This is a genomic window from Kitasatospora sp. NPDC054795, from assembly GCF_053611565.1.
Window position 1 is genome coordinate 1 of the sequence record NZ_JBSHAP010000136.1, and the last position, 24718, is coordinate 24718.

Annotated in this window: 20 protein-coding genes; 8 read left to right on the forward strand and 12 right to left on the reverse strand. The window is 73.7% G+C overall.

What is annotated here, in order from left to right; all coding sequences use genetic code 11:
* Positions 1-102: 102 nt before the first annotated feature.
* Complete coding sequence (locus tag ACWGJO_RS34475) at positions 103-564, reverse strand: N-acetyltransferase family protein (protein WP_452189698.1); 462 nt, start codon at positions 562-564, stop codon at positions 103-105.
* A 98-nt stretch (positions 565-662) separates the two neighbouring features.
* Complete coding sequence (locus ACWGJO_RS34480; RefSeq protein WP_359910533.1) at positions 663-1454, reverse strand: VOC family protein; 792 nt, start codon at positions 1452-1454, stop codon at positions 663-665.
* 182 nt (positions 1455-1636) lie between these two features.
* Between ACWGJO_RS34480 and recD2 the strand changes: the two genes are divergently transcribed.
* The 3 genes from recD2 to ACWGJO_RS34495 all read left to right on the forward strand — a co-directional run bounded on the left by recD2 (position 1637) and on the right by ACWGJO_RS34495 (position 6666).
* A complete protein-coding gene (gene recD2 / locus ACWGJO_RS34485; RefSeq protein ID WP_452189699.1) occupies positions 1637-3874 on the forward strand; it encodes an SF1B family DNA helicase RecD2 in 2238 nt (745 codons plus the stop codon).
* A gap of 225 nt (positions 3875-4099) precedes the next feature.
* Positions 4100-5389 carry a citrate synthase gene (locus tag ACWGJO_RS34490; RefSeq protein WP_359910538.1) on the forward strand — a complete coding sequence of 430 codons (1290 nt, stop codon included), beginning with the start codon at positions 4100-4102 and terminating at the stop codon, positions 5387-5389.
* A gap of 557 nt (positions 5390-5946) precedes the next feature.
* Complete coding sequence (locus ACWGJO_RS34495; RefSeq protein ID WP_380550267.1) at positions 5947-6666, forward strand: SDR family NAD(P)-dependent oxidoreductase; 720 nt, start codon at positions 5947-5949, stop codon at positions 6664-6666.
* Positions 6667-6735: 69 nt separating this feature from the next.
* Here the strand turns inward: ACWGJO_RS34495 and ACWGJO_RS34500 are convergent, their stop codons facing one another.
* Together ACWGJO_RS34500 and ACWGJO_RS34505 are read right to left on the reverse strand one after the other, a co-directional pair.
* On the reverse strand, positions 6736-8994 hold the full coding sequence (locus tag ACWGJO_RS34500; protein ID WP_452189700.1) for a heavy metal translocating P-type ATPase: 2259 nt from the start codon (positions 8992-8994) through the stop codon (positions 6736-6738).
* A 66-nt stretch (positions 8995-9060) separates the two neighbouring features.
* A complete protein-coding gene (locus tag ACWGJO_RS34505) occupies positions 9061-9279 on the reverse strand; it encodes a heavy-metal-associated domain-containing protein (protein ID WP_380550273.1) in 219 nt (72 codons plus the stop codon).
* A gap of 182 nt (positions 9280-9461) precedes the next feature.
* Here ACWGJO_RS34505 and ACWGJO_RS34510 point away from each other — a divergent pair, with 182 nt between their 5' ends.
* Entirely contained in the window at positions 9462-10634 is a 1173-nt protein-coding gene (locus ACWGJO_RS34510) for a PP2C family protein-serine/threonine phosphatase (RefSeq protein WP_452189701.1), read from the forward strand.
* Between the two features lie 10 nt (positions 10635-10644).
* On the opposite strand, the gene dhaL is transcribed toward ACWGJO_RS34510, so the two are convergent.
* Positions 10645-11271, reverse strand: a complete 627-nt coding sequence (gene dhaL / locus ACWGJO_RS34515; RefSeq protein WP_452189702.1) for a dihydroxyacetone kinase subunit DhaL — start codon at positions 11269-11271, stop codon at positions 10645-10647.
* A 20-nt stretch (positions 11272-11291) separates the two neighbouring features.
* Positions 11292-12284, reverse strand: a complete 993-nt coding sequence (gene dhaK, locus ACWGJO_RS34520) for a dihydroxyacetone kinase subunit DhaK (RefSeq protein ID WP_452189703.1) — start codon at positions 12282-12284, stop codon at positions 11292-11294.
* A 157-nt stretch (positions 12285-12441) separates the two neighbouring features.
* Here dhaK and dhaM point away from each other — a divergent pair, with 157 nt between their 5' ends.
* Positions 12442-12834 carry a dihydroxyacetone kinase phosphoryl donor subunit DhaM gene (gene dhaM / locus ACWGJO_RS34525; RefSeq protein WP_359910558.1) on the forward strand — a complete coding sequence of 131 codons (393 nt, stop codon included), beginning with the start codon at positions 12442-12444 and terminating at the stop codon, positions 12832-12834.
* A 60-nt stretch (positions 12835-12894) separates the two neighbouring features.
* Here dhaM and ACWGJO_RS34530 read toward each other — a convergent pair whose 3' ends face one another.
* Positions 12895-14607 carry a bifunctional 3'-5' exonuclease/DNA polymerase gene (locus tag ACWGJO_RS34530; protein ID WP_452189704.1) on the reverse strand — a complete coding sequence of 571 codons (1713 nt, stop codon included), beginning with the start codon at positions 14605-14607 and terminating at the stop codon, positions 12895-12897.
* Between the two features lie 242 nt (positions 14608-14849).
* Here ACWGJO_RS34530 and ACWGJO_RS34535 point away from each other — a divergent pair, with 242 nt between their 5' ends.
* Complete coding sequence (locus tag ACWGJO_RS34535; protein ID WP_452189705.1) at positions 14850-16874, forward strand: M3 family metallopeptidase; 2025 nt, start codon at positions 14850-14852, stop codon at positions 16872-16874.
* Positions 16875-16919: 45 nt separating this feature from the next.
* Here ACWGJO_RS34535 and ACWGJO_RS34540 read toward each other — a convergent pair whose 3' ends face one another.
* Positions 16920-18377 (reverse strand): cellulase family glycosylhydrolase, encoded by a 1458-nt coding sequence (locus ACWGJO_RS34540; protein ID WP_452189706.1) that lies wholly within the window; start codon positions 18375-18377, stop codon positions 16920-16922.
* A 119-nt stretch (positions 18378-18496) separates the two neighbouring features.
* The gene (locus ACWGJO_RS34545) at positions 18497-19120 is read right to left on the reverse strand and encodes a TetR family transcriptional regulator (protein ID WP_387685401.1); all 624 of its coding nucleotides are present in this window, start codon (positions 19118-19120) and stop codon (positions 18497-18499) included.
* A gap of 134 nt (positions 19121-19254) precedes the next feature.
* Here ACWGJO_RS34545 and ACWGJO_RS34550 point away from each other — a divergent pair, with 134 nt between their 5' ends.
* The gene (locus ACWGJO_RS34550; RefSeq protein ID WP_452189707.1) at positions 19255-20481 is read left to right on the forward strand and encodes an acyl-CoA dehydrogenase family protein; all 1227 of its coding nucleotides are present in this window, start codon (positions 19255-19257) and stop codon (positions 20479-20481) included.
* A 1-nt stretch (position 20482) separates the two neighbouring features.
* Here the strand turns inward: ACWGJO_RS34550 and ACWGJO_RS34555 are convergent, their stop codons facing one another.
* The 3 genes from ACWGJO_RS34555 to ACWGJO_RS34565 form a co-directional block, all read right to left on the reverse strand.
* A complete protein-coding gene (locus ACWGJO_RS34555) occupies positions 20483-21094 on the reverse strand; it encodes a phosphatase PAP2 family protein (protein WP_387685405.1) in 612 nt (203 codons plus the stop codon).
* A gap of 130 nt (positions 21095-21224) precedes the next feature.
* The gene (locus tag ACWGJO_RS34560) at positions 21225-22034 is read right to left on the reverse strand and encodes an enoyl-CoA hydratase/isomerase family protein (protein WP_359910578.1); all 810 of its coding nucleotides are present in this window, start codon (positions 22032-22034) and stop codon (positions 21225-21227) included.
* 35 nt (positions 22035-22069) lie between these two features.
* The gene (locus ACWGJO_RS34565) at positions 22070-22759 is read right to left on the reverse strand and encodes a TetR family transcriptional regulator (protein WP_452189708.1); all 690 of its coding nucleotides are present in this window, start codon (positions 22757-22759) and stop codon (positions 22070-22072) included.
* Positions 22760-22963: 204 nt separating this feature from the next.
* On the opposite strand from ACWGJO_RS34565, the gene ACWGJO_RS34570 reads away from it, so the two are divergent.
* Positions 22964-24574, forward strand: a complete 1611-nt coding sequence (locus ACWGJO_RS34570; RefSeq protein ID WP_452189709.1) for an MFS transporter — start codon at positions 22964-22966, stop codon at positions 24572-24574.
* Positions 24575-24718 lie beyond the last annotated feature (144 nt).

The following is a 24718-nucleotide window of genomic DNA, read 5'->3' on the forward strand; positions in this document are numbered from 1 at the left end:
GCAGGGGGGACCCTGTGGGAGAGTAGGACGCCGCCGAACAATTATTCAGAAGAACCCCCATCCGGGATCCGGATGGGGGTTCTTCGCGTTTCCGGGCGATTGTCAGAGCTTGAGTTTGAACCCGATGTGCGAGGCCGTGAAGCCGAGCCGCTCGTAGAAGCGGTGCGCGTCCGTGCGCGTCGCGTCGGAGGTGAGCTGGACGAGGTCGGCGCCGAGTTCCCGGGAGCGGTCGACGGCCCAGCGGATGAGGTCGGTGCCCAGTCCGCTGCCGCGTTCCTCGGCGTGGATGCGGACGCCCTCGATGATCGTTCGGGTGGCGCCGGCCCGGGAGAGGCCCGGGACGACGGTGAGCTGCAGGGTGCCTACGGTGCGGCCGGCCCGGTCGGCGACGACCAGGTGCTGGTGGGGGTCGCCGTCGAGGCGGGCGAAGGCGGCACGGTAGGGGGTGAGGTCGTCGGGGCTCTCGCGGGTGGCGCCCAGCGGGTCGTCGGCCAGCATGGCCACGATCGCCGGCAGGTCGTCGGCGGTGGCCCGTCGGATCGTCAGAACAGCCGTTTCAGTCATGATCAGAGACTAGAAGCATGCGCGAGGGCCACCAGACCCTGTCTACGCCCGTAGCACCCCTTCACGGCCCTTCTGAAGGGCCGTGGCCCCATCGGCCGTCACTCCCCGGGCTTGGTGCTGGTGATGACGGCGAAGACGGCGCCGTGCGGGTCGACCAGTTGGGCCAGACGGCCGACGCCGTGCACGTCCATGGCCGGGATCCGTACTGTCGCGCCGAGGGTGGCGGCGATGGCGAGGCTGGCGTCGGTGTTGGGGACCTCGAAGTAGGGGAGCCAGTGCGAGCCGGTGCCGCGCGCGGTGTGTTCGGGGCCGAGCTGCATGATGCCGCCGTGGGCGTCGTCGGTGCCGCCGCCGGCCGGGGTGAGGACGGTGTACATCACCTCGCCGAGCGGGACGTCCTGCTCCTGCCAGTCGAAGACGGCGCGGTAGAAGGACTTGGCGCGTTCGGCGTCGACGCTGTAGCACTCGGCCCAGCAGAGGCTGCCCTCCTCGGTGACGAGGTCCAGGCCGCGGGTGTCGTGCGGTTGCCAGACGGCGAAGTCGGCGCCGGTCGGGTCGGTGCAGCCGGCCATCCGGCCCGCGGTGAAGACATCGAAGGGGGCGTACCGGACGCGGCCGCCGGCCTGTTCGACCAGGGCGGTGGTGCGGTCGGCGTCCTCGGTGGCGAAGTAGAGCGTCCAGCCGGGCGGGGTCGCCTCGTCGGGGAGCGGGCCGAGGGCGGCGACGGTCCGGCCGTCGAGCTGGAAGAAGCCGTAGCCGCCGGCCTCGGGGCCGGCGGAGTCGAAGGTCCAGCCGAACAGCGTGGTGTAGAAGTCGACGGACGCGCGGGTGTCGGGGCTGCTCAGGTCGAGCCAGTCGGGGGAGCCGGGGCGGAAGTCGGTGTTGAGCATGGCGGCACTGCTCCTCGGACGGGGCCCGGGCGGGCGCGGTCGACGGCGGTCCCCCTCGGTTCCTCCCAGCCTGGCACCTCGGCCGGGGCGGTGCACGGCAGGCAACGGTTCCGGGGCTGTCGGTACGGGGCGGTACGGTGCGTAGCGGCATTGATCCACCCGTACCGGTCGAAGGGGGTCCGGTGAGCAAGCAGGCGGCGCAGTCCGGGCAGCAGGTGCCACTCCAGCTCGCGCAGGTCGAGGGCGTGCTGGAGCGGATCACCTATGCCAACGAGGAGACCGGCTACACGGTGGCCCGGGTGGACACCGGGCGGGGCGGGAACGACCTGCTGACGGTGGTGGGCGCGCTGCTGGGGGCGCAGGTCGGCGAGTCGCTGCGGCTGCACGGGCGGTGGGGTTCGCACCCGCAGTACGGGCGGCAGTTCACGGTGGAGAACTACACCACGGTGCTGCCCGCCACCGTCCAGGGGATCCAGCGGTACCTGGGCTCGGGGCTGATCAAGGGGATCGGGCCGCGGTTCGCCGAGCGGATCGTGGAGCGCTTCGGGGTGGAGACCCTGGAGGTGATCGAGAACGAGCCGGGCCGGCTGATCGAGGTGCCGGGGCTGGGGCCGAAGCGGACGAAGAAGATCGCGGAGGCCTGGGAGGAGCAGAAGGCCATCAAGGAGGTGATGGTCTTCCTGCAGGGGGTCGGGGTGTCCACCTCGCTGGCCGTGCGGATCTACAAGCAGTACGGCGACGGCTCGATCGGGGTGGTGCGCAACGAGCCCTACCGGCTGGCCTCGGACGTGTGGGGCATCGGCTTCCTGACGGCGGACCGGATCGCCCAGGCGGTGGGCATTCCGCACGACAGTCCGGAGCGGGTGAAGGCGGGCCTGCAGTACGCGCTGTCGCAGAGCACCGACCAGGGGCACTGCTTCCTGCCGGAGGAGCGGCTGATCGCGGACGGGGTGAAGCTGCTCCAGGTGGACGTCGGGCTGGTGATCGACTGCCTGGCGGAGCTGGTGGCGGCGGAGGGGGTGGTGCGCGAGGCGCTCCCGGGGGAGGGCGGCGAGCCGGTGACGGCGGTGTACCTGGTGCCGTTCCACCGGGCGGAGATCTCGCTGGCCAATCAGTTGGTCCGGCTGCTGCGGTCGGACGCGGACCGGATGCCGTGGTTCGGGAACGTGGACTGGCCGGTGGCGTTGGAGTGGCTGGCGAAGCGGACCGGGGCCGAACTGGCGCCGGAGCAGGAGCAGTCGGTGCGGCTCGCGTTGACCGAGAAGGTCGCGGTGCTGACGGGCGGTCCGGGGTGCGGCAAGTCGTTCACGGTGAAGTCGATCGTGACGCTGGCGCTGGCGAAGCGGGCCAAGGTGGTGCTGGCGGCGCCGACCGGCCGGGCGGCGAAGCGGCTGGCGGAGCTGACCGGGGTGGAGGCCTCGACGGTGCACCGGCTGCTGGAGCTGAAGCCGGGCGGGGACGCCGCGTACGACCGGGACCGGCCGCTGGACGCGGACCTGGTGGTGGTCGACGAGGCCTCGATGCTGGATCTGATCCTGGCGAACAAGCTGGTCAAGGCGGTGCCGCCGGGGGCCCACCTGTTGTTCGTGGGGGACGTGGACCAGTTGCCCTCGGTGGGCGCCGGGGAGGTGCTGCGGGATCTGCTGGCCGAGGGCGGGCCGATCCCGTCGGTGCGGCTGACCAGGATCTTCCGGCAGGCCCAGCAGTCCGGTGTGGTGACCAACGCGCACCGGATCAACGAGGGCAGGCCGCCGCTGACGGACGGTCTGGCGGACTTCTTCCTGTTCGCCGAGGACGACGCGGAGCGGGCGGCCGGGCTGACGGTGGACGTGGTGGCGCGCCGGATCCCGCAGAAGTTCGGCTTCGACCCGCGCCGGGACGTGCAGGTGCTGGCGCCGATGCACCGCGGCCCGGCCGGCGCGGGGAACCTGAACACCCTGCTCCAGGCGGCGGTGACGCCGGCCCGGGAGGGGCTGGCCGAACGCCGTTTCGGCGGGCGCACGTTCAGGGTGGGGGACAAGGTCACCCAGATCCGCAACAACTACGACAAGGGGCGCAACGGTGTCTTCAACGGCACAGTGGGAGTGGTGACCGCCCTGGCTGTCGACGACCAGCGGCTGACGGTGCTCACCGACGAGGACGAGGAGGTGTCGTACGACTTCGACGAACTGGACGAGCTGGCCCACGCGTACGCGGTGACGATCCACCGCTCGCAGGGCAGCGAGTACCCGGTCGTGGTGATTCCGGTCACCATGTCCGCTTGGACGATGCTCCAGCGAAATCTGCTCTACACCGCTGTGACCAGGGCGAGGAAACTGGTGGTGCTGGTGGGGTCACGCAAGGCGATCGGGCAGGCGGTCCGGGCCGTCAGTGCAGGTCGGAGGCACACCGCGCTCGACCATCGGCTGACAGCTGGATGATTATCCAACGGGATGGTTGCCTCTAATGTTCTCTTGACGTGAAGAGATTTACGGCAGAGCCTAGGGTGGTGCCGATCTTGTCCGGTTCGTACCGGCTGCGGCGGCAGGTTTTGTAGGGGCGGGCCCTTTCGGGCCACCCCGGGTGCGCGACTGTCCTCCGGATGGGGGATGGTAGAGACAGTCAGGGCACCTTGGAAGAGGATTCATTTCGTCGGTGAGGAAGACGTGAGCGACAACTCGGTAGTACTGAGGTACCAGGACGGCGAGTACGAGTACCCCGTCGTCGAGAGCACTGCGGGCAACTCCGGCTTCGACATCTCGAAGCTGCTCCCGCAGACCGGCCTGGTCACCCTGGACAACGGCTTCGGTAACACCGCCGCGTACAAGTCCGCGATCACCTTCGTGGACGGTGACAACGGCATCCTGCGGTACCGCGGCTACCCGATCGAGCAGCTCGCCTCCGATGGCGGCTTCATCGAGACCGCGTACCTCCTGATCAACGGCGAGCTGCCCAACGCGGACCAGCTGGCGGAGTTCAACCGCGAAATCACCCAGCACACCCTGCTGCACGAGGACGTCAAGCGCTTCTTCCAGGGCTTCCCGCGGGACGCCCACCCGATGGCCATGCTGTCCTCGGTCGTCGGCGCGCTGTCCACGTTCTACCCGGAGAGCCACAACCCGTTCGACGCGGCCCAGCGCCACCTGTCGACGGTCCGCCTCCTCGCCAAGCTGCCGACGATCGCCGCGTACGCGTACAAGAAGGCGATGGGCCAGCCCTTCGTCTACCCGCGCAACGACCTGAGCTACGTCGAGAACTTCCTGCGGATGACCTTCGCCGTCCCCGCCGAGGACTACGAGCTCAACCCGGTCGTCGTCAACGCGCTGGACAAGCTGCTCATCCTGCACGCGGACCACGAGCAGAACTGCTCGACGTCCACCGTGCGCCTGGTCGGCTCCAGCCACGCCAACCTGTTCGCCTCGATCTCGGCCGGCATCTCGGCCCTGTGGGGCCCGCTGCACGGCGGCGCCAACCAGGCCGTGCTGGAGATGCTGGAGAGCATCCAGAAGGACGGCGGCGACGTCGACGCCTTCATCACGAAGGTGAAGAACAAGGAAGCCGGCGTCAAGCTGATGGGCTTCGGTCACCGGGTCTACAAGGCCTTCGACCCGCGCGCCGCCCAGGTCAAGCTGCTCGCGCACGAGGTCCTCGGCCAGCTCGGCAAGAGCGACGAGCTGCTGGACATCGCGCTCAAGCTGGAGGAGCACGCCCTCAAGGACGACTTCTTCATCTCGCGCAAGCTGTACCCGAACGTGGACTTCTACACCGGCCTGATCTACCGCGCCATGGGCTTCCCGACCAGCATGTTCACCGTGCTGTTCGCGCTCGGCCGGCTGCCGGGCTGGATCGCCCACTGGCACGAGATGATCAACGACCCGACCAGCCGGATCGGCCGTCCGCGCCAGATCTACACCGGCACCGCGATCCGCGACTACGTCCCGCTGGACGCCCGCTGACCGGAGCGGAGCCGACCACCGGCCCGCGCGGAAGCTGAGAGGGGCCCGGCCGCTGTTGAGCGGCCGGGCCCCTTCGCGTCCCGGTGGCGCGCCCGAGGGCCCGCGCGGGGACGGAACCGTACGGCGCACGACTCCGGGGTCGGCCGCAGCCGGAGACGGCCGCTCAAAGCGTCCCAGGCCCGCCAGAACCCCGGCGTCGTGCGCGAAGGCCGTCGGGTTCGACGACCGTTCCCGGGGCCCGCCGGAGCCCCGTCGGCGACAGTCCTGGAAGCGCGGGGACACATTGCCGTTCAGTGTGTCCCCGCCCATCGGAAAAACTGCCGCACTACCAACCTAAGACGTATCAGGGTGCGAGAAGTTACGCCCGGGGGGTGTGAGCTGCCTCTCGCCACGCTCCGTGTGCGCGTCGTACCACGCCCATATCACACCTTCGCTCGCGCGGGACGTCACCCTCCCCGCAGTCACGGCAACCGAGCGTGATAGGAATCGTGGCATTCCGGTACGGACCGTCGCGCACATTCGCCGCGCGACGGCGGAACTGGGGAGGGAGTGCGCAGATGGCCAGGAACGTCGTCGTCACCGGCGGTGGCACGGGAATCGGGTACGAAGTCACGCGGCGGTTCGTCGAGGCCGGCGACCACGTGGTGATCGTGGGGCGCCGCCGGGAGGTCCTGGAGAAGGCCGCGGCCGACCTCGGGCCGAACGTCACCCCGCTGGTGTGCGACCTCGCCGACCCGGACGCCGTCGAGGCCGCGCTCGCCGAACTGCCCGAGCGCATCGACGTCCTGATCAACAACGCCGGCAGCCGCGAGACCGTGGTCGGCGGCGGGCCGCACGCCCTGCTGGCGCGCTGGCGCGGCGACTTCGAGCGCAACGTGCTGACCGTGGTGCTGCTCACCGAGTCGGTCCGCGACCGGCTCACTCCGGGCTCCGGCCGGGTGGTCACCGTCAGCTCCATCGCCGCCCTGCGCGGGGCCGGCTCGTACGGCGCGGCGAAGGCCTCGCTGCACGCCTGGAACCACTTCCTGGCCGCCCAGTTGGGCACCTCGGGCATCACCGCCAACATCGTCGCGCCGGGCACCGTCGCGGGCACCGAGTTCTTCGGGCCGCGGCTGGACGAGGCCGAGGTCGCCCGCCGGGCCGCCCGCACCCTGCTCGGGCGGATCGGCGAGAGCGGCGAGGTCGCGGCGGCGGTGCACTTCCTGGCCTCGCCCGAGGCCGGGTTCATCACTGGCGAGATCCTGCACTGCAACGGCGGCGAGCTGCTGGGGCGTTGAGCCGCCGGGCGTCGAGACGGACGGCGGGCCCCGACCGGTGACCGGTCGAGGCCCGCCGCATGTACGGGCTCAGGCGGGCCGGAAGCGGCGCAGCCGCAGGCTGTTGGTGACCACGAAGACCGAGGAGAAGGCCATCGCGGCCCCCGCGATCACCGGGTTGAGCAGGCCGGCCGCGGCCAGCGGGATCGCCGCCACGTTGTAGCCGAAGGCCCAGAACAGGTTGCCCTTGATGGTGCCCAGGGTCCTGCGGGAGAGCCGGATGGCGTCCGCCGCCGAGCGCAGGTCGCCGCGGACCAGGGTGAGATCGCCGGCCTCGATGGCGGCGTCGGTGCCGGTGCCCATGGCCAGGCCCAGGTCGGCCTGGGCGAGCGCGGCGGCGTCGTTGACGCCGTCGCCGACCATCGCGACGACCCTGCCCTCGGCCTGCAGCCGCTTGACGGTGGAGACCTTGTCCTCGGGGAGCACCTCGGCGAACACGTGCTCCGGCGCGATGCCGACCTCGGCCGCCACGGCCGCGGCCACCGCCCGGTTGTCGCCGGTGAGCAGCACCGGGGTCAGACCCAGTGCGCGCAGCTTGCCGATGGCCTCGGCGCTGGTCGGCCTGACCGCGTCGGCGACCTCCAGCACGGCCCGTGCCTCGCCGTCCCAGCCGACCGCGATCGCGGTGCGGCCGGCCGCCTCGGCGGCGGACCTGGCGCGGGTCAGGGAGGGCGGCAGGTGCTGTGCGCGGTCGGCCAGCAGGGCGGCACGCCCGGCGACCACCGTGCGGCCCGCCACGACCCCCTCCACGCCCTGCCCGGGCACGTTGCGGAAGTCCGTGACGGCGGGCAGTTCGCCGGCCTCGGCGGCGGCCTCGGCGACCGCCCGGGCGATCGGGTGCTCGGAGGCGTGCTCGACGGCGCCGGCCAGGCGCAGCGCCTCGGCCCGGTCCACGCCCTCGGCGGTGTGCACGGCGACCAGGGCCATCCGGCCGGCGGTGACGGTGCCGGTCTTGTCGAGGACGACGGTGTCGACCCGGCGGGTGGTCTCCAGCACCTCGGGGCCCTTGATCAGGATGCCGAGCTGGGCGCCGCGGCCGGTGCCGACCATGAGCGCGGTCGGGGTGGCCAGGCCCAGGGCGCACGGGCAGGCGATGATCAGCACGGCGACGGCGGCGGTGAACGCCTCGGTGGGGCTGTCGGTGGCCAGCAGCCAGACCACCAGGGTGGCGAGGGCGATCAGGATGACGACCGGGACGAAGACGGCGGAGATCCGGTCGGCCAGCCGCTGGGCGGCGGCCTTGCCGTTCTGGGCCTCCTCGACCAGCCGGGCCATCCGGGACAGCCGGGTGTCGGCGCCGACCCGGGTGGCCTCGACCACCAGGCGCCCGCCCGCGTTGACCGTGGCGCCGGTGACGGCGTCGCCGACGGTGACCTCGACCGGGACGGACTCGCCGGTGAGCATCGAGGCGTCCACGGCCGAGGCGCCCTCGACCACCACGCCGTCGGTGGCGATCTTCTCGCCGGGGCGGACCACGAAGCGGGTGCCGACCGTCAGCCGGTCCACCGGCAGCCGTACCTCCCGGCCCGCCCGCAGGACGGCGACGTCCTTGGCGCCGAGGTCGAGCAGGGCGTGCAGCGCGGCGCCGGCCCGGCGCTTGGAGCGGGCCTCCAGGTGGCGGCCGAGCAGGATCAGCACGGTGACGGCGGCGGCGGTCTCCAGGTAGAGCGTGGCGGAGGCGTCGGTGTCGCCGACGGACAGCGAGAAGTCGTGGTGCATCCCGGGCAGGCCGGCGTGGCCCAGGAACAGGGCCCAGCAGGACCAGCCGAAGGCGGCCAGGGTGCCGAGCGAGACCAGGGTGTCCATGGTGGCGGCGCCGTGCCGCAGGTTGGTCCAGGCGGCGCGGTGGAAGGGCAGGCCGCCGTAGAACACGACCGGGCCGGTGAGTGCGAAGGCCAGCCACTGCCAGTTGTCGAACTGGAGGGCCGGCACCATCGACAGCAGGACCACCGGGACGCTGAGGACGGTGCTGATCAGCAGCCGGTCCCGCAGGGTGTCGGGGCGTCCGGTCGGAGCGGTCCGCTCGGGTTCGGGGGCGGCGGGCGTCGGCGGCGGGGGGACCTCGGCGGTGTAGCCGGTGCGCTCGACGGTGGCGATCAGCTCCCCGACCGTGGTGCCGGGGCCGAAGTCGACCCGGGCCTTCTCGGTGGCGAAGTTGACGGTGGCGTCGACGCCGTCCATCCGGTTGAGCTTCTTCTCGATCCGGGCGGCGCAGGAGGCGCAGGTCATCCCGCCGATCGACAGCTCGACCCGGTCCCGGGCCCCGAGGTCCGGGGTGGACGTGCTCATGCGGATCAGCTCCTCGGTCGGGCGGCCGGCGGGGGCGCCGCGGCGGCCCCCACCGTGCCGGGTGGGTCAGGCGCTGCGGCCGACCAGCTCGTAGCCGGCCTCGTCGATCGCGGCGCGCACCTGCTCGTCGTCCAACGGGGCGGCGGAGGAGATCGTCACGGTACCGGCCGTGGAGTCGGCGGCGACCCCGGTGACCCCGGCCAGCGCGGAGACCTCCTCACTGATCGCCTTCTCGCAGTGGCCGCAGCTCATGCCGGACACGGTGTAGGTGATGGTGGTGGACATCGGAGGCCTCCGGGAGGTCCGGGCGGCCCGGGTGTTCGTCCGGGACGCGGCGCTGGCAACGACTCTTGCGACAACACCATACCCCTCCAGGGTATTCCCGGAGACGGCGGGGCGGAATGCTCCGCAGCGCGGGGAACCGGGCCGGTCGGGCCTCCTCCGTGATCGTCCCTTATGTTCGATATGTGTTTCCGCTCCGCCGCGCCCAGTCTCCCTCGGCCCCCACGGCAGCCGGACTGCCGCCGGACCGGCAGCGCGGCGCCCTGCTCGCCGCCGACCTCCAGGACGTCCCGTTCTGGCGGCGCGCCACGCCCGCGCTGATCGCCGTCCTGCTGGTCGGGCTCGCGGACTTCCTCTCCGGCAAGGACCGCTACCTGGCCCCGCTGATGACCGTGGTGCCGACCGTCGCGGCGCTGACCCTGAAACCCCGCGAGCTGCTCCTGGTCTGCTCCTTCGGGCTGGTCACCGTGTTCGGGCTCAGCCACTACGACGAGGTCGACAACATCAACGACGCCCGCTTCCTGTACGGGGCGATGGTCAGCTACGTCGTCCTGACGCTGTTCTCGGCCTGGGTCGCCAAGATCCGGATGCGGCGCGCGGCGGCCTTCGCGGCCGTCAGCTCCGTCGCCGAGGCAGCCCAGCGGGCGCTGCTGCAACTGCCCGGGCCGACCGTCGGACCGCTGCGGCTCGCGGTGCGGTACGTGTCGGCGGCGGACGCCTCACGGATCGGCGGCGACCTGTACTCGGTGCTGGAGACGCCGCACGGCACCCGGGTCGCGGTCGGGGACGTCCGGGGCAAGGGACTGGCGGCGGTGCAGACCGCGGCCGTGGTGCTGGGCGCGTTCCGCGAGGCGGCGTACGACGAGGCCGGGCTGCGGGGCGTCGCGGCGCGGATCGAGGCCAGCGTCGAACGGCACGTGCCGGACGGGGAGTTCACCACGGCACTGTTCGCGGAGTTCCGTACGCCGGGCGCGATGGAACTGCTGCAGTACGGCCACGTGCCGCCGATCCGGGTGGACCCCGAGGGGCGGGCGCAGGTCCTGCACGCGCCCGACCCCTGGGTGCCGCTGGGCCTCGGCCGGCTGGCGACGGGGGAACCGACCACCTGGCGGCAGCCGTTCGGCGAGGAGGACGTGCTGGTGCTCTGCACGGACGGGGTGATCGAGGCGCGGCACCGCACGAGCGGGGAGTTCTACCCGCTGGCGGAGCGGGTCGGGCCGCTGGTGCGGGGAGCCGCGCGCTCGGAGGGGGAACTGGAGGCCGCGGTGGGCCGGGTGTACGCGGACCTGCTGGTGCACACCGGCGGGGAGCTGCGGGACGACGCGTTGCTCCTGCTGATCGCGCGGACGGACGGGTGAGGGACGGCGCTCAGGCGGCGGTGACGTCGGCGAGGGCGCGGAAGACGAGGGCCGTGGAGGTGGCACCCGGGTCCTGGTGGCCGATGCTGCGTTCGCCCAGGTAGGAGGCGCGGCCCTTGCGGGCCCGGAGGGGGACGGTGTCGCGGGCGCCCTGCCCGGCGGCGTCGGCGGCCGCGGCGGCCGCCCCGGGGAGTCCGGCGCCGGTGGCGGCCGCCGCGCGGAACGCGGCGACGGCCGGGGTCCAGGCGTCCACGATGGTCTTGTCGCCGGGTTCGGCCTTGCCGAGGAGGCGGATGGCGTCCAGGCCCGCCGACAGGGCCTCGGCGACGTCGGCCGGACCGGCCGGTTCGGGCAGGGCGGCGCCGATGGCGCGGAAGGCCTTGCCGTAGAGCGGGCCGGAGGCGCCGCCGACCTTGGAGATGAGCGTGCTGCCGGTCCTGGTGAGGACGGCGCCGGGGCCGGCCGGCCGGAGGCCTTCCAGGGCGGTCAGGGCGGCGGCGAAGCCGCGCCGGAGGTTGCTGCCGTGGTCGCCGTCGCCGATCGCGGAGTCCAGCTCGGTGAGTCGGGACTGCTCCTTCTCGACGGCCGCGGCGATCGCTCGGATCCAGGCCTCGGCCAGCGGGGTGTCGAAGTCCATCGGGTCTCCTTCGGTGCGGCTCAGCGCTTGAGGGCGGGGGTGTCGACCGGGGCGTCCCAGAGTTCCAGCAGCTGGGCGTCGGCCTTGGTGAGGGTGAGCGAGAAGCCCGCCATGTCGAGGCTGGTGACGTAGTTGCCGACCAGGCTGCGGGCCACCGTGATGCCGCGCTCGGCGAGCCTGGCGGCGACCTCGCCGTAGACCACGTACAGCTCCAGCAGCGGGGTCGCGCCGAGGCCGTTGAGCAGGGCGATCACCTCGTCGCCCGAGGTCAGGTGGTGGTCGGCCAGGACGGTCTCGACCACCTCGGCGGCCAGCTCGCGGGCCGGACGGAGCTTCTCCCGCCGGCGGCCGGGCTCGCCGTGGATGCCGACGCCGACCTCGATCTCGTCCTCGGGCAGGTCGAAGCCGGGCTTGCCGGCGGCCGGGACGGTGGCCGCGGTGAGCGCGATCGCGAAGGAGCGGGAGGCGGCGTTGACCCGCTCGCCCAGGGCGGCGACCTCGTCCAGCGGGGCTCCGCGCTCGGCCAGCGCGCCGGCGGTCTTCTCCACCAGCACGGTCGCGCCGGTGCCCCGGCGCCCGGCCGTCCAGGTGGAGTCCTCGACCGCGACGTCGTCGTTGACCAGGACGGTGCGGACCTCCAGGCCCTCCTCGGCGGCGAGTTCGGCGGCGAGCTCGAAGTTCATCACGTCGCCGGTGTAGTTCTTCACCACGAAGACCACGCCGGCGCCGTTCTCCACGGCCTTGGCGGCCGCCAGCATCTGGTCCGGGACGGGCGAGGTGAACACCTCGCCGGGGCAGGCGGCGTCGAGCATGCCCGGGCCGACGAAGCCGCCGTGCAGCGGCTCGTGGCCGGAGCCGCCGCCGGAGATCAGCGCGACCTTGGGACCGGCCGGGCGGGCGGCCCGGGTGATCACCCGGTTGGGGACGTCCACCGCCAGCTCCGGATGGGCGGCGGCGATTCCGGCCAGCGCGTCCTCCAGGACGCTCTCCGGGGTGTTGATCAGCTTCTTCAACGCTCTTCGCTCCCTTGGTGACCGGGGTGAGGACGCCACGGCGGTCGATGCCGTGGACCCGACGCTACGCCAGACGGGGGTGGGGGGCACGGGGTGCGACACGCGGGATTCCGATCACTCTCCCGGAGCAGTCGGTTCCGGCCGTAGGGTCGGCCGCATGAGTGAGAACGTGGGCATTGTTCTGGTCTCGCACAGCGCCCGGCTCGCGGAGGGGCTGCGCGAGCTGCTCGGCGAACTCGCCCCGGACGGCGTGCGGGTGGTCGTCGCGGGCGGCACCGAGGACGGCGGGCTCGGCACCAGCTACGACCTGATCGCCGGGGCGATCGCGCGGGCCGACGCCGGGGCGGGCGTGGTCGTGCTGCCGGACCTCGGCAGCTCGGTGCTCACCGCCGTCACGGTGCTGGAGGACGAGCCGCGCCCGGGCGTGCGGCTGGCGGACGCGCCGTTCGTGGAGGGCGCGGTGGCCGCCGCCGTCACCGCCTCGACCGGGGCGGACCTGGCCGAGGTGGTCGCGGCGGCCGAGGACGCGCGCGGGTTCAGGAAGCTCTGAGCGTCCGGCGTCCGCTCACTCGGCGTCCGCTCACTCGGCGTCTGCTCACTCGGCGTCCGCTCACTTGGCGTCCGCGTAGCAGTCCACCACCGCCGTGCTGAGCGGGAAGCGCACCGGGGTGTCGCCGAAGACCAGCCGGCGGGCCTCGTCGGCCGCCTCGGCGACGGCGGCGGCCACCTCGTCGGCGAGGTTCGCCGGGGTGTGCACGATCACCTCGTCGTGCTGGAAGAACACCAGGTGCGGGCGGTCCGCCGGGCCGGACGCCGGCAGGTCGTTCAGCCGGCGGCGCAGCGCGGCGAGCAGGGCCAGCGCCCAGTCGGCGGCGCTGGCCTGGATGACGAAGTTGCGGGTGAATCGGCCGCGGGCGCGGGCGGTGCGGCCGCCGGCCTCGCCCGCGGCGTCCCCCTCGGTGAGGTCGAGGAAGTCGGCGGAGGCCGGCGGGCAGACCCGGCCGAGCCGGGAGGCGACCACGCCGCCGTCCTCACCGGTGCGGGCGGCGGCCTCGACGTAGCCCATCGCGGCCGGGTAGCGGCGGTGCAGGGTGTTGAGCAGCGGGCCGATGTCGCCGCTGGTCTGGCCGTACATGGCGCCGAGCAGGCCGAGCTTGGCCTTGTCCCGGTCGCCCTGGAAGGCGTGGGCGGCGAGCGCCTCGTACAGGTCGCCGCCGGCGGCGGTGCGGGCCAGTCCGGCGTCCTGGGAGAGCGCGGCGAGCACCCGGGGCTCCAGCTGGGCGGCGTCGGCGACGACCAGCAGCCAGCCCGGGTCGGCGACCACGGCGCGGCGCAGGATCCGCGGGATCTGCAGGGCGCCGCCGCCGCGGCTGGCCCAGCGGCCGGAGACCACGCCGCCGACCACGTACTCGGGCCGGAAGCGGCCGCCGCGGGCCCAGGCGTCCTGCCAGGCCCAGCCGTGCGCGACGTGGATCCGGGACAGCTCCTTGTAGCGGACCAGCAGCTGCGCGGCCGGGTGGTCGATGCCCTTGAGCTCCCAGGAGCGGGTGGAGCCGAGCTGGATGCCCGCCTCGGCGAAGGCGCGCAGTACCTGGGTGTGGGAGTCGGGGTTGAAGGGCTTGGCGCCGAGCGCCTGCTGGAGGTCGACGGCGAGCTCGGCGAGGATCCTGGGCTGGGCGCCGGGGACGGTCGGGCGGGGGCCGAGCAGCTCGGTGAGCAGGTGGTCGTGGACGTCGGCCCGCCAGGGCAGACCGTCGTGGGCCATCTCGGCGGCCACCAGGGCGCCGGCCGACTCGGCGGCGACCAGCAGCCGGAACCGCTGCCGGGCGCCCGGGTCGGCGAGGGCGGCGATCCGGCGCTGCTGTTCGGCGTGGACGGCGACCACGGCCGCCAACGGGTCGGCGCCGGGCGGCAGTTGCAGCCGGTCGGGGGCGAACAGGGTGTCCTGGCCGTCGTCGGCGTCGGACAGGCCCGGTTCGGGCAGGTCCGCCGGGACGGGCAGGCCGCGCAGCCGGGCCCAGGCGGCGCCGAGCGACCGGGGCGCGCCGAACCGGCCCTCGTGCGCCAGCAGCAGCGCCTCGACCAGCCGCAGGTCGTGGCAGCGGGCGAGCCGGTCGGGCAGGTGCGGCAGCAGCGGGGCGTACCCGGAGTCGGTGGCGGCCCAGACCCAGCGCGGATGGTCGGCGGCCTCCCGGGCGGCGACGGCGGTGGCGAGGTCGCGGACGGTCTCCGGCGGGCCGAGCGGGGCGCCCGCGTCGTCCAGTGCCTGGAGCCGGCCGCCGGGGCCGTGCGGGTCGGGCGCGAGGGCGGTCCTGGGTGCCACGGGGGCTGCTCCTCTCCGGCGCGCGGTCGGGCGTGCGGGGACGGGTACGGGGGGTGCGGGCCCGCGGGCGGGCGCGCGGCGGCCCGCGACCGACGGGTCCGCGCCGTCGACGTTAACGGGTGGGTGTGACAACGCGCGGCAGGCGGGCACGGCGGCGCCCGGCGGGACGGGCCCCGGCGGGCGTTCCGCAGGGGTGGAGAACCGCGTGGGCAGGGCGGGTGACACGGCGTAGGGTTCGCGAAATGACCGAGAACCCGTTCTTCCAGGCCAGTCCGCTGGTCTACGAGCTCCCGCCGTTCGCCGAGATCCGCGAGGAGCACTACCTGCCCGCGTACGAGCGGGGAATGGCCGAGCAGCTGGCCGAGATCGCGGCGATCACCGCCGACCGGAGCCTGCCGACCTTCGAGAACACCCTGGTGGCCCTGGAGCGCTCCGGGGAACTGCTGCGCCGGGTCGACGCGGTGTTCCGCAACCAGTCCTCCTCGGACACCACCGACGTGCTGGACGAGGTGGAGGCGAAGGTCAGCCCGCTGCTCGCCGTCCACCACGACGCCATTCACCTGGACCTCGCGCTGTTCGCCCGGATCGAGGCGCTCCACGAGGCCCGCGCCGGGCTCGGACTGGACCCGGAGTCGCTGCGGCTGCTGGAGCGCCGGTACACCGCCTTCGTGCGCTCCGGTGCCCGGCTGGGCGCGGCCGAGCAGGCCCGGCTGCGCGAGCTGAACGCCGAACTCGCGGCGCTCGGAACGACGTTCCAGCAGAACGTGAACGCCGCCACCCGCTCCGCCGCGCTGGTGCTGGACTCCGCCGACGAACTGGCCGGACTGTCCGAGGGCGCCGTCGCCGGGGCCGCGGAGAACGCCCGGGTGCTCGGCCGCCCGGGCGGCTACGTGCTGAGCCTGCGGAGCACCTCCGGCCAGGCCGAACTGGCCCGGCTCGACGACCGCTCGGTGCGCGAGCGGCTGCTGGCCGCCTCGCTCGGCCGGGGCGCCGAGGACAACGGCCCGCTGGCGATCCGGACGGCCGCGCTGCGCGCCGAGCGGGCCGCGCTGCTGGGGTACCCGAGCCACGCCGCGTACGTGGTGGCGGACGAGACGTCCGGCACCGTCGAGGCGGTCTCCGGCCTGCTGTCCCGGCTGGTCGGCCCGGCCGTGGCGATGGCCCGGCGGGAGGCCGGGGAGCTGGCCCGGGCGGCCGCCGCGGACGGGATCGGGGAGCTCGCCGCGCACGACTGGGCGTACTACTCGGAGAAGGTCCGGCAGAGCTCCTACCAGGTGGACGCGGCGGTGCTGCGCCCGTACTTCGAGCTGGAGCGGGTGCTGCGGGACGGCGTCTTCTTCGCCGCGAACCTGGCGTACGGGGTGAGCTTCACCGAGCGGGCGGACCTGACGGCCCACCACCCGGACGCCCGGGTCTTCGAGGTGTTCGAGGAGGACGGCAGCCCGCTGGGCCTGTTCATCGGCGACTACCACGCCCGGGCGTCCAAGCGCGGCGGCGCCTGGATGGACGCGCTGGTCTCCCAGTCCGGGCTGACCGGGCAGCGGTCGGTGGTGCTGAACAACCTCAACATCCCGCGTCCGGCGCCCGGCGAGCCGGTGCTGATGGACTGGGACGAGGTGCGCACGCTGTTCCACGAGTTCGGGCACGCGCTGCACGGGCTGTTCTCGGACGTGCGCTACCCGCTGTTCTCGGGCACCTCGGTGCCCCGGGACTTCGTCGAGTTCCCCTCGCAGGTCAACGAGATGTGGATGGTCCGGCCCGAGGTGCTGGCCAACTACGCCCGCCACCACGCGACCGGGGAGCCGCTGCCGGCCGAGCTGGTCGAGCGGATGACGGCGGCCGAGGGCTTCGGGCAGGGCTTCCGGACGGTCGAGTACCTGGCGGCCACGCTGCTGGACTGGGCCTGGCACACCGTGCCGGAGGGCGAGGAGATCGCGGACGCCGAGGAGTTCGAGGCGCGGGCGCTCGCGGCGGCCGGGATCGCGGTGGACGCGATCCCGCCGCGCTACCGGACGGCGTACTTCCAGCACATCTTCTCCAGCGGCTACAGCGCGGCGTACTACGCGTACATCTGGTCGGAGGTGCTGGACGCCGACACCGTGCAGTGGTTCGAGGGCAACGGGCGCCCGGTGCGGGAGAGCGGCGAGCTGTTCCGGCGGGAGCTGCTGGCGCGCGGGTTCAGCCGGGACCCGCTGGAGTCCTTCCGCGCGGTGGTCGGCCGGGCGCCGGAGACCGGGCCGCTGCTGGCCCGCCGGGGACTGGCGTGACCGTCCCGCTCGGTACGTTCACGCTGCTCGGCCCGCTCGGCCCGCTCATCGAGCGGTGAGCGTGACCGTCACGGTTGTGCCCCGGGGGGCGTGCGGGAGCCGGACGCGTACGGTTCCCGCCCGCCCCCCGGTCGGCTGTTCGACCTCGACCCGGGCGCCGGCGGGGGCGACGGTGACACCGGCCCCGTGCGGGAACGCGGCCGGGGGCAGCAGGATCTCGCTGCCGCGCCCGGTGCCGTCCGAGCGCCAGCCCACGGTGGTGGCGGCCGTCCGGACCTCGGTGCCCGCGACGGCCACCGGGTACGGGCCGAAGGCGGGTTCGTCGCCGGGGGCGGGGCGTCCGGCCGGGTCGAGCGCGCAGTAGCCGCCGTTGCCCCGGCACCAGTACCACATCGTCCAGGCGTCGGCGAAGCCGTCCATCGCGGCGACCTGACGGCGGACCAGCTCGGCGTTGCCCGGGGTGCGGGAGTTCGGCGGGCCCCACTCGCCGACCAGGACGGGCAGGCGGTGGGCGGCCGGGTAGCCGGTGATCGCGGCAATGTACTGCTCCACGAAGCCGCCGGCCGGGTCCCAGTCGGCGCCGCCCTCGACCGCGGTGTCGTAGAAGTGCGGCGCGTAGCCGAGCCGGGGTGCGCCGGGGCGCGGGTCGGCGAAGCCGGGCAGTTGGGTGGGCACGCCCTGGCCGACCAGCACGGTCGGCTCGACGAACAGCCAGGAGCGGGAGTCGACCCGGCGCACGGCCGTGATCAGGCGGCGGTACATGTCGGCGAGCCGGCCCTGCTCCAGGGCGGCGGAGGCGGCGGCCAGCACGGCCGGGTCGCTCGGGTCGCCGTCCACCGGGCCGAACGGCTCGTTGAACAGGTCGTAGCCCAGCAGTGAGCTGTGGCCGCGCAGTTCGCGGGCGAGCCGGGTGTAGAAGTCGGCCTGCCAGGCGCGCAGGTCGGGGTCGTCGTAGAGGTGCCGGAAGGCGGCCTGGACGGCGGGCTGGAAGTAGCCGGCGAACCAGTCGTCCGGGTCCGGAGTGAACGGCAGGTCGTCGTCCCGGGTGGCCCAGACGGGCACGCCGTTGGTGCCGCCGCCGAACTTCGGCCCGTAGACGTCCTGGTGGAAGTCGATCAGGACCAGCAGGCCCAGCCGGTCGGCCCGGTCGAGGAGCCGCTGCACGCGGTGCAGTTCGGCGGGGTCGAGGCGGCCGCGCTCGGGCTCCAGCCTCGTCCAGGAGACCGGCAGCCGGACCAGGGTGAAGCCCTGGGCGGCGACGGAGTCGAGGTCGGCGGGGGTGGCCTCGGCGTACTTGTCGAGGTTGAAGCCGCGCAGCCGCAGGCGGCGGCCCTGGGCGTCGGTGAGGGCGGTGCGGCCGTCGGCGGCGGTGACCGTGCCGGTGGGGAAGCGGCCCGGGGCGGGGGAACGGCCCGCCTGCCCGCCGTGGGCCGAGGCCGGGACGGCGGTGAGGACGGCGGTGGCGGCGAGCAGCAGGGCGACGGCGGTGCGGCGCAGGCGCATCGGGGACCTCGCACGGCAGGGGTGGGGGTGGGGCCCGATGATGCCCGGACTGTCGTGCGCGGCACAAGAGTTCGGTCGGCGGACGCTGTCGGGCGACCGGGTGACCGGGTGACCTGGCGTCAGTCGGCGGTCGGCTCGGGCGCGGTCGGCGGGACGGCGGTCGGCAGGTCCGCGGCGGCGGCGAGCCGGCCCCAGAGCAGGTCGGCCAGCGCCTGCACCATCCGGGTGCGGGAGCAGGGCCTGGTCTCCAGCCACCAGTCCCCGGCGGCCAGCACCATGCCGGTGATGCCGCGGCCCCAGGCCTCGGCGAGCAGGTCGCGGTCGGCGCCGAGGTCAACCTGGCTCCGCACGGCCCGGGTGATCTCCTCGGCGATCTGCTTGAGCGCGGGGGCGAGCGCGTTGCCCGCGCTGCTGGGGTCGCCGGGCTCGGGGTGGGTGAGCAGCCGGTAGACCTGGGGGCGGGCCTCGATGCCGGCGAGGTAGGTGTCCAGGACGTGTTCGACCCGGTCGCGGCGTTCCAGCGGCTCGGCGAGGGCGGCCCGGACGGCGGCCAGCAGCCCGCCGGTGTGACGTTCGGTCAGGGCTCTGATCAGGCCGTTCCGGTCGCCGAAGTGGCGGTAGAGGATCGGTTTGGTGATCCCGGCCTCGGCGGCGATGGCGTTCATGCTGGCGCCCGGCCCCTCGCGCTGGATGACCCGGTCGGCGGCGTTGAGCAGCTGCTCGCGGCGGGGCTCTCGGGACATGCGCTGCTCCTCGGGATCGGGTTCGGCGGGGTCTGCCTGGGCGTTGACACCGGTTACCAATCAGTAGCAGACTCCCACGATGTTACCCGAGGTAACACCCCGGTCGGCCGCACACGTCTTCGGAGGCACGCACCATGAGCAGCACGTTCTCGCTGGACCCGGGCGCGGACCAGCTCGCCGTACGCGACTGGCTGCACGGCTTCGCCGCCGACGTGATGCGCCCGGCCGCGGCCGAGTGGGACGAGCGCGAGGAGACCCCCTGGCCGGTCATCCAGGAGGCCGCCAAGCTGGGCATCTACTCGCTGGACTTCTACGCCCAGCAGTACTTCGACCCCTCCGGCGTCGGCATCCCGATCGCCATGGAGGAACTGTTCTGGGGCGACGCCGGCATCGGGCTGTCCATCGTCGGCACCACCCTGGCCGCCGTCGCGGTGCTGGCCAACGGCACCGACGAGCAGATCGGCACCTGGACCCCGCAGATGTTCGGCACGCCGGAGGACGTCAAGGTGGCGGCCTTCTGCTCCTCCGAGCCGGACGCCGGCTCCGACGTCTCGGCGCTGCGCACCCGGGCGGTGTACGACGAGGCCGCGGACGAGTGGGTGCTGAACGGCACCAAGACCTGGGCCACCAACGGCGGGATAGCCGCGGTCCACGTGGTGGTCGCCACCGTCGACCCGGCGCTCGGCGCGAAGGGCCAGGCGTCCTTCGTCGTCCCGCCCGGCACCCCCGGACTGTGCCAGGGCCAGAAGTTCAAGAAGCACGGCATCCGCGCCTCGCACACCGCCGAGGTCGTGCTGGACGGCGTCCGGGTGCCCGGCAGCTGCCTGCTCGGCGGCAAGGAGAAGCTGGACGAGCGCCTGGCCCGGGCCCGCGAGGGCGTCAAGCGCCCGGGGGGCAGGGGCAACGCGGCGATGGCCACCTTCGAGGCCTCCCGCCCGGCCGTCGGCGCGCAGGCGATCGGCATCGCCCGGGCCGCGTACGAGGTGGCGCTGGACTACGCGAGGACGCGCGAGCAGTTCGGCCGGCCGATCATCGACAACCAGGGCGTGGCCTTCCAGCTCGCCGACATGAGGACCCGGATCGACGCGGCCCGGCTGCTGGTGTGGCGGGCCTCCTGGATGGCGGCCGACAACCAGCCCTTCACGGCGGCCGAGGGCTCGATGTCCAAGCTGTACGCCGGTGAGACCGCCAAGTACGTGACCGCGCAGGCGATGCAGATCCTCGGCGGCAACGGCTTCACCCGGGAGTACCCGGTGGAGCGGATGCACCGGGACAGCGCGATCTACTCGATCTTCGAGGGGACCAGCGAGATCCAGCGGCTGGTGATCGCCCGGGCGATCTCGGGGGTGCCGATCCGCTGACTCAGCGGGCCAGCCAGAAGGTGAGCCCGGCGGTGAGCGCGCCCACCACCGCGCCGACGACCGTCTGCGCGGTGGTGTGGTCCCGCAGCACCACCCGGGACCAGCCGATCGCCGGAACCAGTGGAGCGAGCAGCAGCCAGAGCGGGCCCAGTGCGATGGCGAGGCAGACCACCGCGCCGGTGGCCACGGCGGTGTGGACGGAGACCTTCCACCAGGCGGTGATCACCAGGATCGGGACCAGCGAGGCGAACATCGCCAGGACCAGCGCGGTCAGGTCGGCCGGGGCGTCCAGTCCGATCATCACCGCGAAGCTGAGCAGCACCGAGCCCATGATGAGCGGGAAGACGGTCAGCCGGCGCTGCCGGTGGCCGACGTGGCGGTCCGCCACGGTGCCCTTGCGCATGCCGTGTCGGATGATCAGGGTCGGGACGACGGCGGCGAACAGGATGGCGAACAGCGCCCAGCCGATGCCCGGCAGGCCGTAGCGGAGGCCGCCCAGCACCGGGAGCAGCGCGACGATCACGTTCTTCGGCTCCAGGCCGTCGGTGATCCGGCGGGCCCAGATCGTCCGGCTGGTGGGGGCGGCGGGCGCGGCCTCGGCCTCGGTCGTCATCGGGGTGGGTGCTCCGGGGCGTGAAGGGGCGGACGGGGCGGACGGGTTCCGGTCGGACGATCGTACGGGTGGGGGTGCGGACCCGTTCGCCGGACCGGCTCCGCCGGACCGGCCCGGTGGCGGGACCGGCTCAGAACCGGGCGGGGCGGCCCTCCAGGAAGGCCGTCAGGCCCTCGCGGATGTCCGAGCCCTCCCGGGCGCGGAGCAGCCAGGGGGCCAGGACCTCGTCCGCCCGCTCGGGCGGGGCGTCCAGGACGGCCTTGGCCGCGCCGATGGTCTGGGTCGAGCGGAGGGTCAGCACCCGGGCGAAGTCCAGTGCGGCGGCGTCCAGCTCGGCATCCGGCAGGACGCGCTCGGCGAGGCCCAGCGGCAGGGCGTCCCGGCCGGCCACCAACTCGCCGGAGAACAGCAGGTACTTGGCCCGGGCCGGGCCGATCAGCCGGGACAGTCGTACGGTCGGCACCGCCGAGTAGACCACGCCGAGCTTGGCCGGGGTGATCCCGAGCCGGGCGTCCTCGGCGACGAACCGCAGGTCGCAGGCGACGGCGAGCTGGCAGCCGCCGCCGACGCAGGCACCGTGCACCACGGCGAGGGTCGGGTGCGGGAAGGCCGCCAGCGCCTCCTCGGCGGCGACGTTGGTCGCGTGGTAGGCCTCCGCGCGGTCCGGATCGCCGTACACCTCGGAGAGTTCGGCGATGTCCGCGCCCGCGCTGAAGGTGTTGCCGGCGCCGGTGAGCAGCAGGACGCGCACGCCCTCGTGGCCGGCCAGCTGCTCCAGCACCTTGGGCAGCGCCTGCCAGATCGCCAGGGTCACCGCGTTGCGGCGGTGCGGGCGGGCGAACTCCAGGACGGCGACGCCGTCCTCGCCGACGTACGCGTTGAGGCCCTCGGCCTGCGCGGGCAGGGCGGAGCGGTCCCGCGTGAGCAGCGGCTGGTCCATGCGCACCTCCGGTCGGTCGTGGTGCGCCAACTCTCTCAGGCGGCGCGGGTGCAGTAGTCGCCGAGGCCGTTTTCGAGCAGGGCGAAGGCGCGGCGGGCCTCCTCCAGTGCGGTGGGCAGGGCGTCGGCGGCCCGCTCGCCGGCGAGCATCCGCCGGTGGTTGGCGGCGATCAGCGCGACCCGGACGGCCAGCGCCTGCGCGGTGGCGACCCGGGCGGTGAGCTCGTCGTGGGCCGGGTCCTGGGCGATCAGTTCGGCGGAGAGCGCGGCGTGCGCCAGCAGGTCGAAGCCGTGGGTGGCCCGGGCGGTCAGTGCCGGGGTGCGGTGGATCAGCCGGACCACGTCGAGCACGATCCGGTCGTCGTTCAGCCCGGAGGCCGGGTCGAAGCGTTCCAGCGCGGCGAGGAACTGTTCGCGCAGCGCAGTCGCCGCGGAGCTGCCCGGGGCGCGGTCGCGCACCGCCCGGGCGGGCTCGTCGAGGTGCTGCTCCATCGGGCGCATGACCAGCTCTTCCTTGGTGGGGAAGTAGTTGAAGACGGTCATCTTGGAGACCTCGGCGGCGGCGGCGATCTCCGCGACCGAGACCTGGTCGAAGCCGCGCTCGGTGAACAGCGCGATGGCCGTGCGGAAGATCCGCATGCCGGTCTGGAGCTTCTTGCGCTCGCGCAGCGGGAGCGCGTCCAGGTCGACGTCGGAGCCGGGGTCCTGTGCGGGTCGCATCGCCATGCCGGGGACTGTACCAGGCTCAAATGTTGACCGGTCCGAAAGATTGACCGGTCCGAAAGATTGGCCGGGATGAAAGATTGCCCGGGCTGAAAGATTGGTCGGGATGAAGAATTGACCGGGTACAAAAATGCTGCCATGGTGAGGACGCGCCGCCGGCCGTCCCGGCCCCGACGCGAACTCGACCGACCCTGGGGGGACTTGACCATGGCCACCGCCGTACCCGCACCGCCCGACGCCACCGCGCCGATGACACCCGGCCGACGCAAGGCGGGCATGCTGCTCTGCCTGGTCACGATCGTGCTGGCCGTGCTCGACATGAACATCGTCTCGGCGGCCACCGTGCCGATCGTCCGCGACCTCGACCCGGTCCACGGCGTCGACCGGTTGCCCTGGCTGATCAGCGCGTTCGCCCTCGCCGCCACCGCGCTGCTGCCGCTCTACGGCAAGCTGTGCGACTCCTACGGCGCCAAGCGCGTGCTCCTCGGGGCGGTCGCCACCTTCACGCTCGGTTCGGCGCTGTGCGGAGCGGCGCAGTCGATGGGCCAGCTGATCGCCTTCCGGGCCGTCCAGGGCATCGGCGGCGGCGGGCTGATGAGCGTCACGATGGTCGTCATCGCCCAGTTCAAGGAGCCGGACGGGCGCGCCAACGCCAAGGGCGGCGCCATGGGCGGGATCGTCGCGGGACTGGGCATGTCGGTCGGCCCGCTGGTCGGGGGGCTGCTCGCCGACCACGTCAGCTGGCGCTGGATCTTCTACGTCAATCTGCCGCTCTGCCTGGTGGTGCTGGTCGGTGTCGCCCTGGTGATCAGGCTGCCGAGGGCGACCGGCCGCGGCGGCCTGGACTTCCTCGGCTCCGCCCTGGCCGCGGCGTTCGCGGTCGGGCTGCTGCTGGTCACCGAGTGGGGCGGCAAGGACTACGCCTGGACATCCCCGGTGATCCTCGGGCTGGCCTTCGGCACGCTCGCCGCGTTCGGCCTCTTCCTGTGGCGCCAGGCCGTCGCCGCCGCGCCGGTGCTGCCGCTGTCGCTGTTCCGGATCCCGGTGGTGCGGCTGGGCTTCGCGATCCAGGGCCTGGTCGGAATGGGCATGATCGGCGCGATCGTCCAGGTGATGCTCTACCTCCAGCTCGCCCGGGGCGTCGCCCCGACCACCGCCAGCCTGTACCTGATCCCGATGGCGGCCGGGATGACGGTCTCCGGCCTGGCCGTCGGCCGGCTGCTCGCCCGGGGCCACTCGCTGGGGACCTTCCTGCTGGCCGGCGCGGGCTGTGCGGCGCTCGCCCTGCTGCTGCTCGGCCTGAGCGGGCCGACCACCGCGCTGCCCGCGGTGATGGCCGAACTCGCCCTGCTGGGCTGCGGGTTGGGTCAGCTGATCGGCCAGCTGATCGTGGTGGTGCAGCAGGCCGCGCCGGTGCACCAGCTGGGCGTGGCGACCACCGGCATCCGGTTCTTCCAGAACCTCGGCAACGCGCTGGGGGCGGCGGTGTTCGGCACCGTGCTGACCAGGGTCTTCGCGGACGGCGAGCAGGGCCGACCGCTGGGCGCCGTCCGGACGCTCACCGGGGCCGCGCGCGAGCACGCGGTGCGCAGCTTCACCGACGCCGTGGACGTGGTCTTCCTGTCGGCCGGCGGGGTGCTGGTGCTGGTGCTGCTGCTGGTGTGGCGGCTGCGGGTGGTCGGCGGCGCGGCCCTGGACGGGGACGCGGCCCAGGATGCGGATGCGGGGGCGGGTTCGGGTGCCGGCGAGGGCGAGGCCGCCGAGCCGCCGGCCGGGGTGGCGGCGGAGCGCCCGGCGGTCGGGGCCAGGGCGGCCTGAGCGAGGGGTTCGAGCTGGACGGTGTCCGGGCGGGACGGTGTCCGGGCGGGGCGGTGTTCGAGCGGCGGGGGGCCGGGGGCCCGGGGGGTGGACCCCGCCCCCCCCCCGGGGCGGGGCCCGCCGCCCCCGGGGGGGGGGCGGCCC

Coding starts and splice junctions, on each gene's coding strand:
- ACWGJO_RS34475 (WP_452189698.1), bottom strand. CDS start 564: ATGACTGAAACGGCTGTTCTGACGATCCGACGGGCCACCGCCGACGAC.
- ACWGJO_RS34480 (WP_359910533.1), bottom strand. CDS start 1,454: ATGCTCAACACCGACTTCCGCCCCGGCTCCCCCGACTGGCTCGACCTG.
- ACWGJO_RS34495 (WP_380550267.1), top strand. CDS start 5,947: ATGGCCAGGAACGTCGTCGTCACCGGCGGTGGCACGGGAATCGGGTAC.
- ACWGJO_RS34500 (WP_452189700.1), bottom strand. CDS start 8,994: ATGAGCACGTCCACCCCGGACCTCGGGGCCCGGGACCGGGTCGAGCTG.
- ACWGJO_RS34505 (WP_380550273.1), bottom strand. CDS start 9,279: ATGTCCACCACCATCACCTACACCGTGTCCGGCATGAGCTGCGGCCAC.
- dhaL (WP_452189702.1), bottom strand. CDS start 11,271: ATGGACTTCGACACCCCGCTGGCCGAGGCCTGGATCCGAGCGATCGCC.
- dhaM (WP_359910558.1), top strand. CDS start 12,442: ATGAGTGAGAACGTGGGCATTGTTCTGGTCTCGCACAGCGCCCGGCTC.
- ACWGJO_RS34535 (WP_452189705.1), top strand. CDS start 14,850: ATGACCGAGAACCCGTTCTTCCAGGCCAGTCCGCTGGTCTACGAGCTC.
- ACWGJO_RS34540 (WP_452189706.1), bottom strand. CDS start 18,377: ATGCGCCTGCGCCGCACCGCCGTCGCCCTGCTGCTCGCCGCCACCGCC.
- ACWGJO_RS34545 (WP_387685401.1), bottom strand. CDS start 19,120: ATGTCCCGAGAGCCCCGCCGCGAGCAGCTGCTCAACGCCGCCGACCGG.
- ACWGJO_RS34550 (WP_452189707.1), top strand. CDS start 19,255: ATGAGCAGCACGTTCTCGCTGGACCCGGGCGCGGACCAGCTCGCCGTA.
- ACWGJO_RS34555 (WP_387685405.1), bottom strand. CDS start 21,094: ATGACGACCGAGGCCGAGGCCGCGCCCGCCGCCCCCACCAGCCGGACG.
- ACWGJO_RS34560 (WP_359910578.1), bottom strand. CDS start 22,034: ATGGACCAGCCGCTGCTCACGCGGGACCGCTCCGCCCTGCCCGCGCAG.
- ACWGJO_RS34565 (WP_452189708.1), bottom strand. CDS start 22,759: ATGGCGATGCGACCCGCACAGGACCCCGGCTCCGACGTCGACCTGGAC.
- ACWGJO_RS34570 (WP_452189709.1), top strand. CDS start 22,964: ATGGCCACCGCCGTACCCGCACCGCCCGACGCCACCGCGCCGATGACA.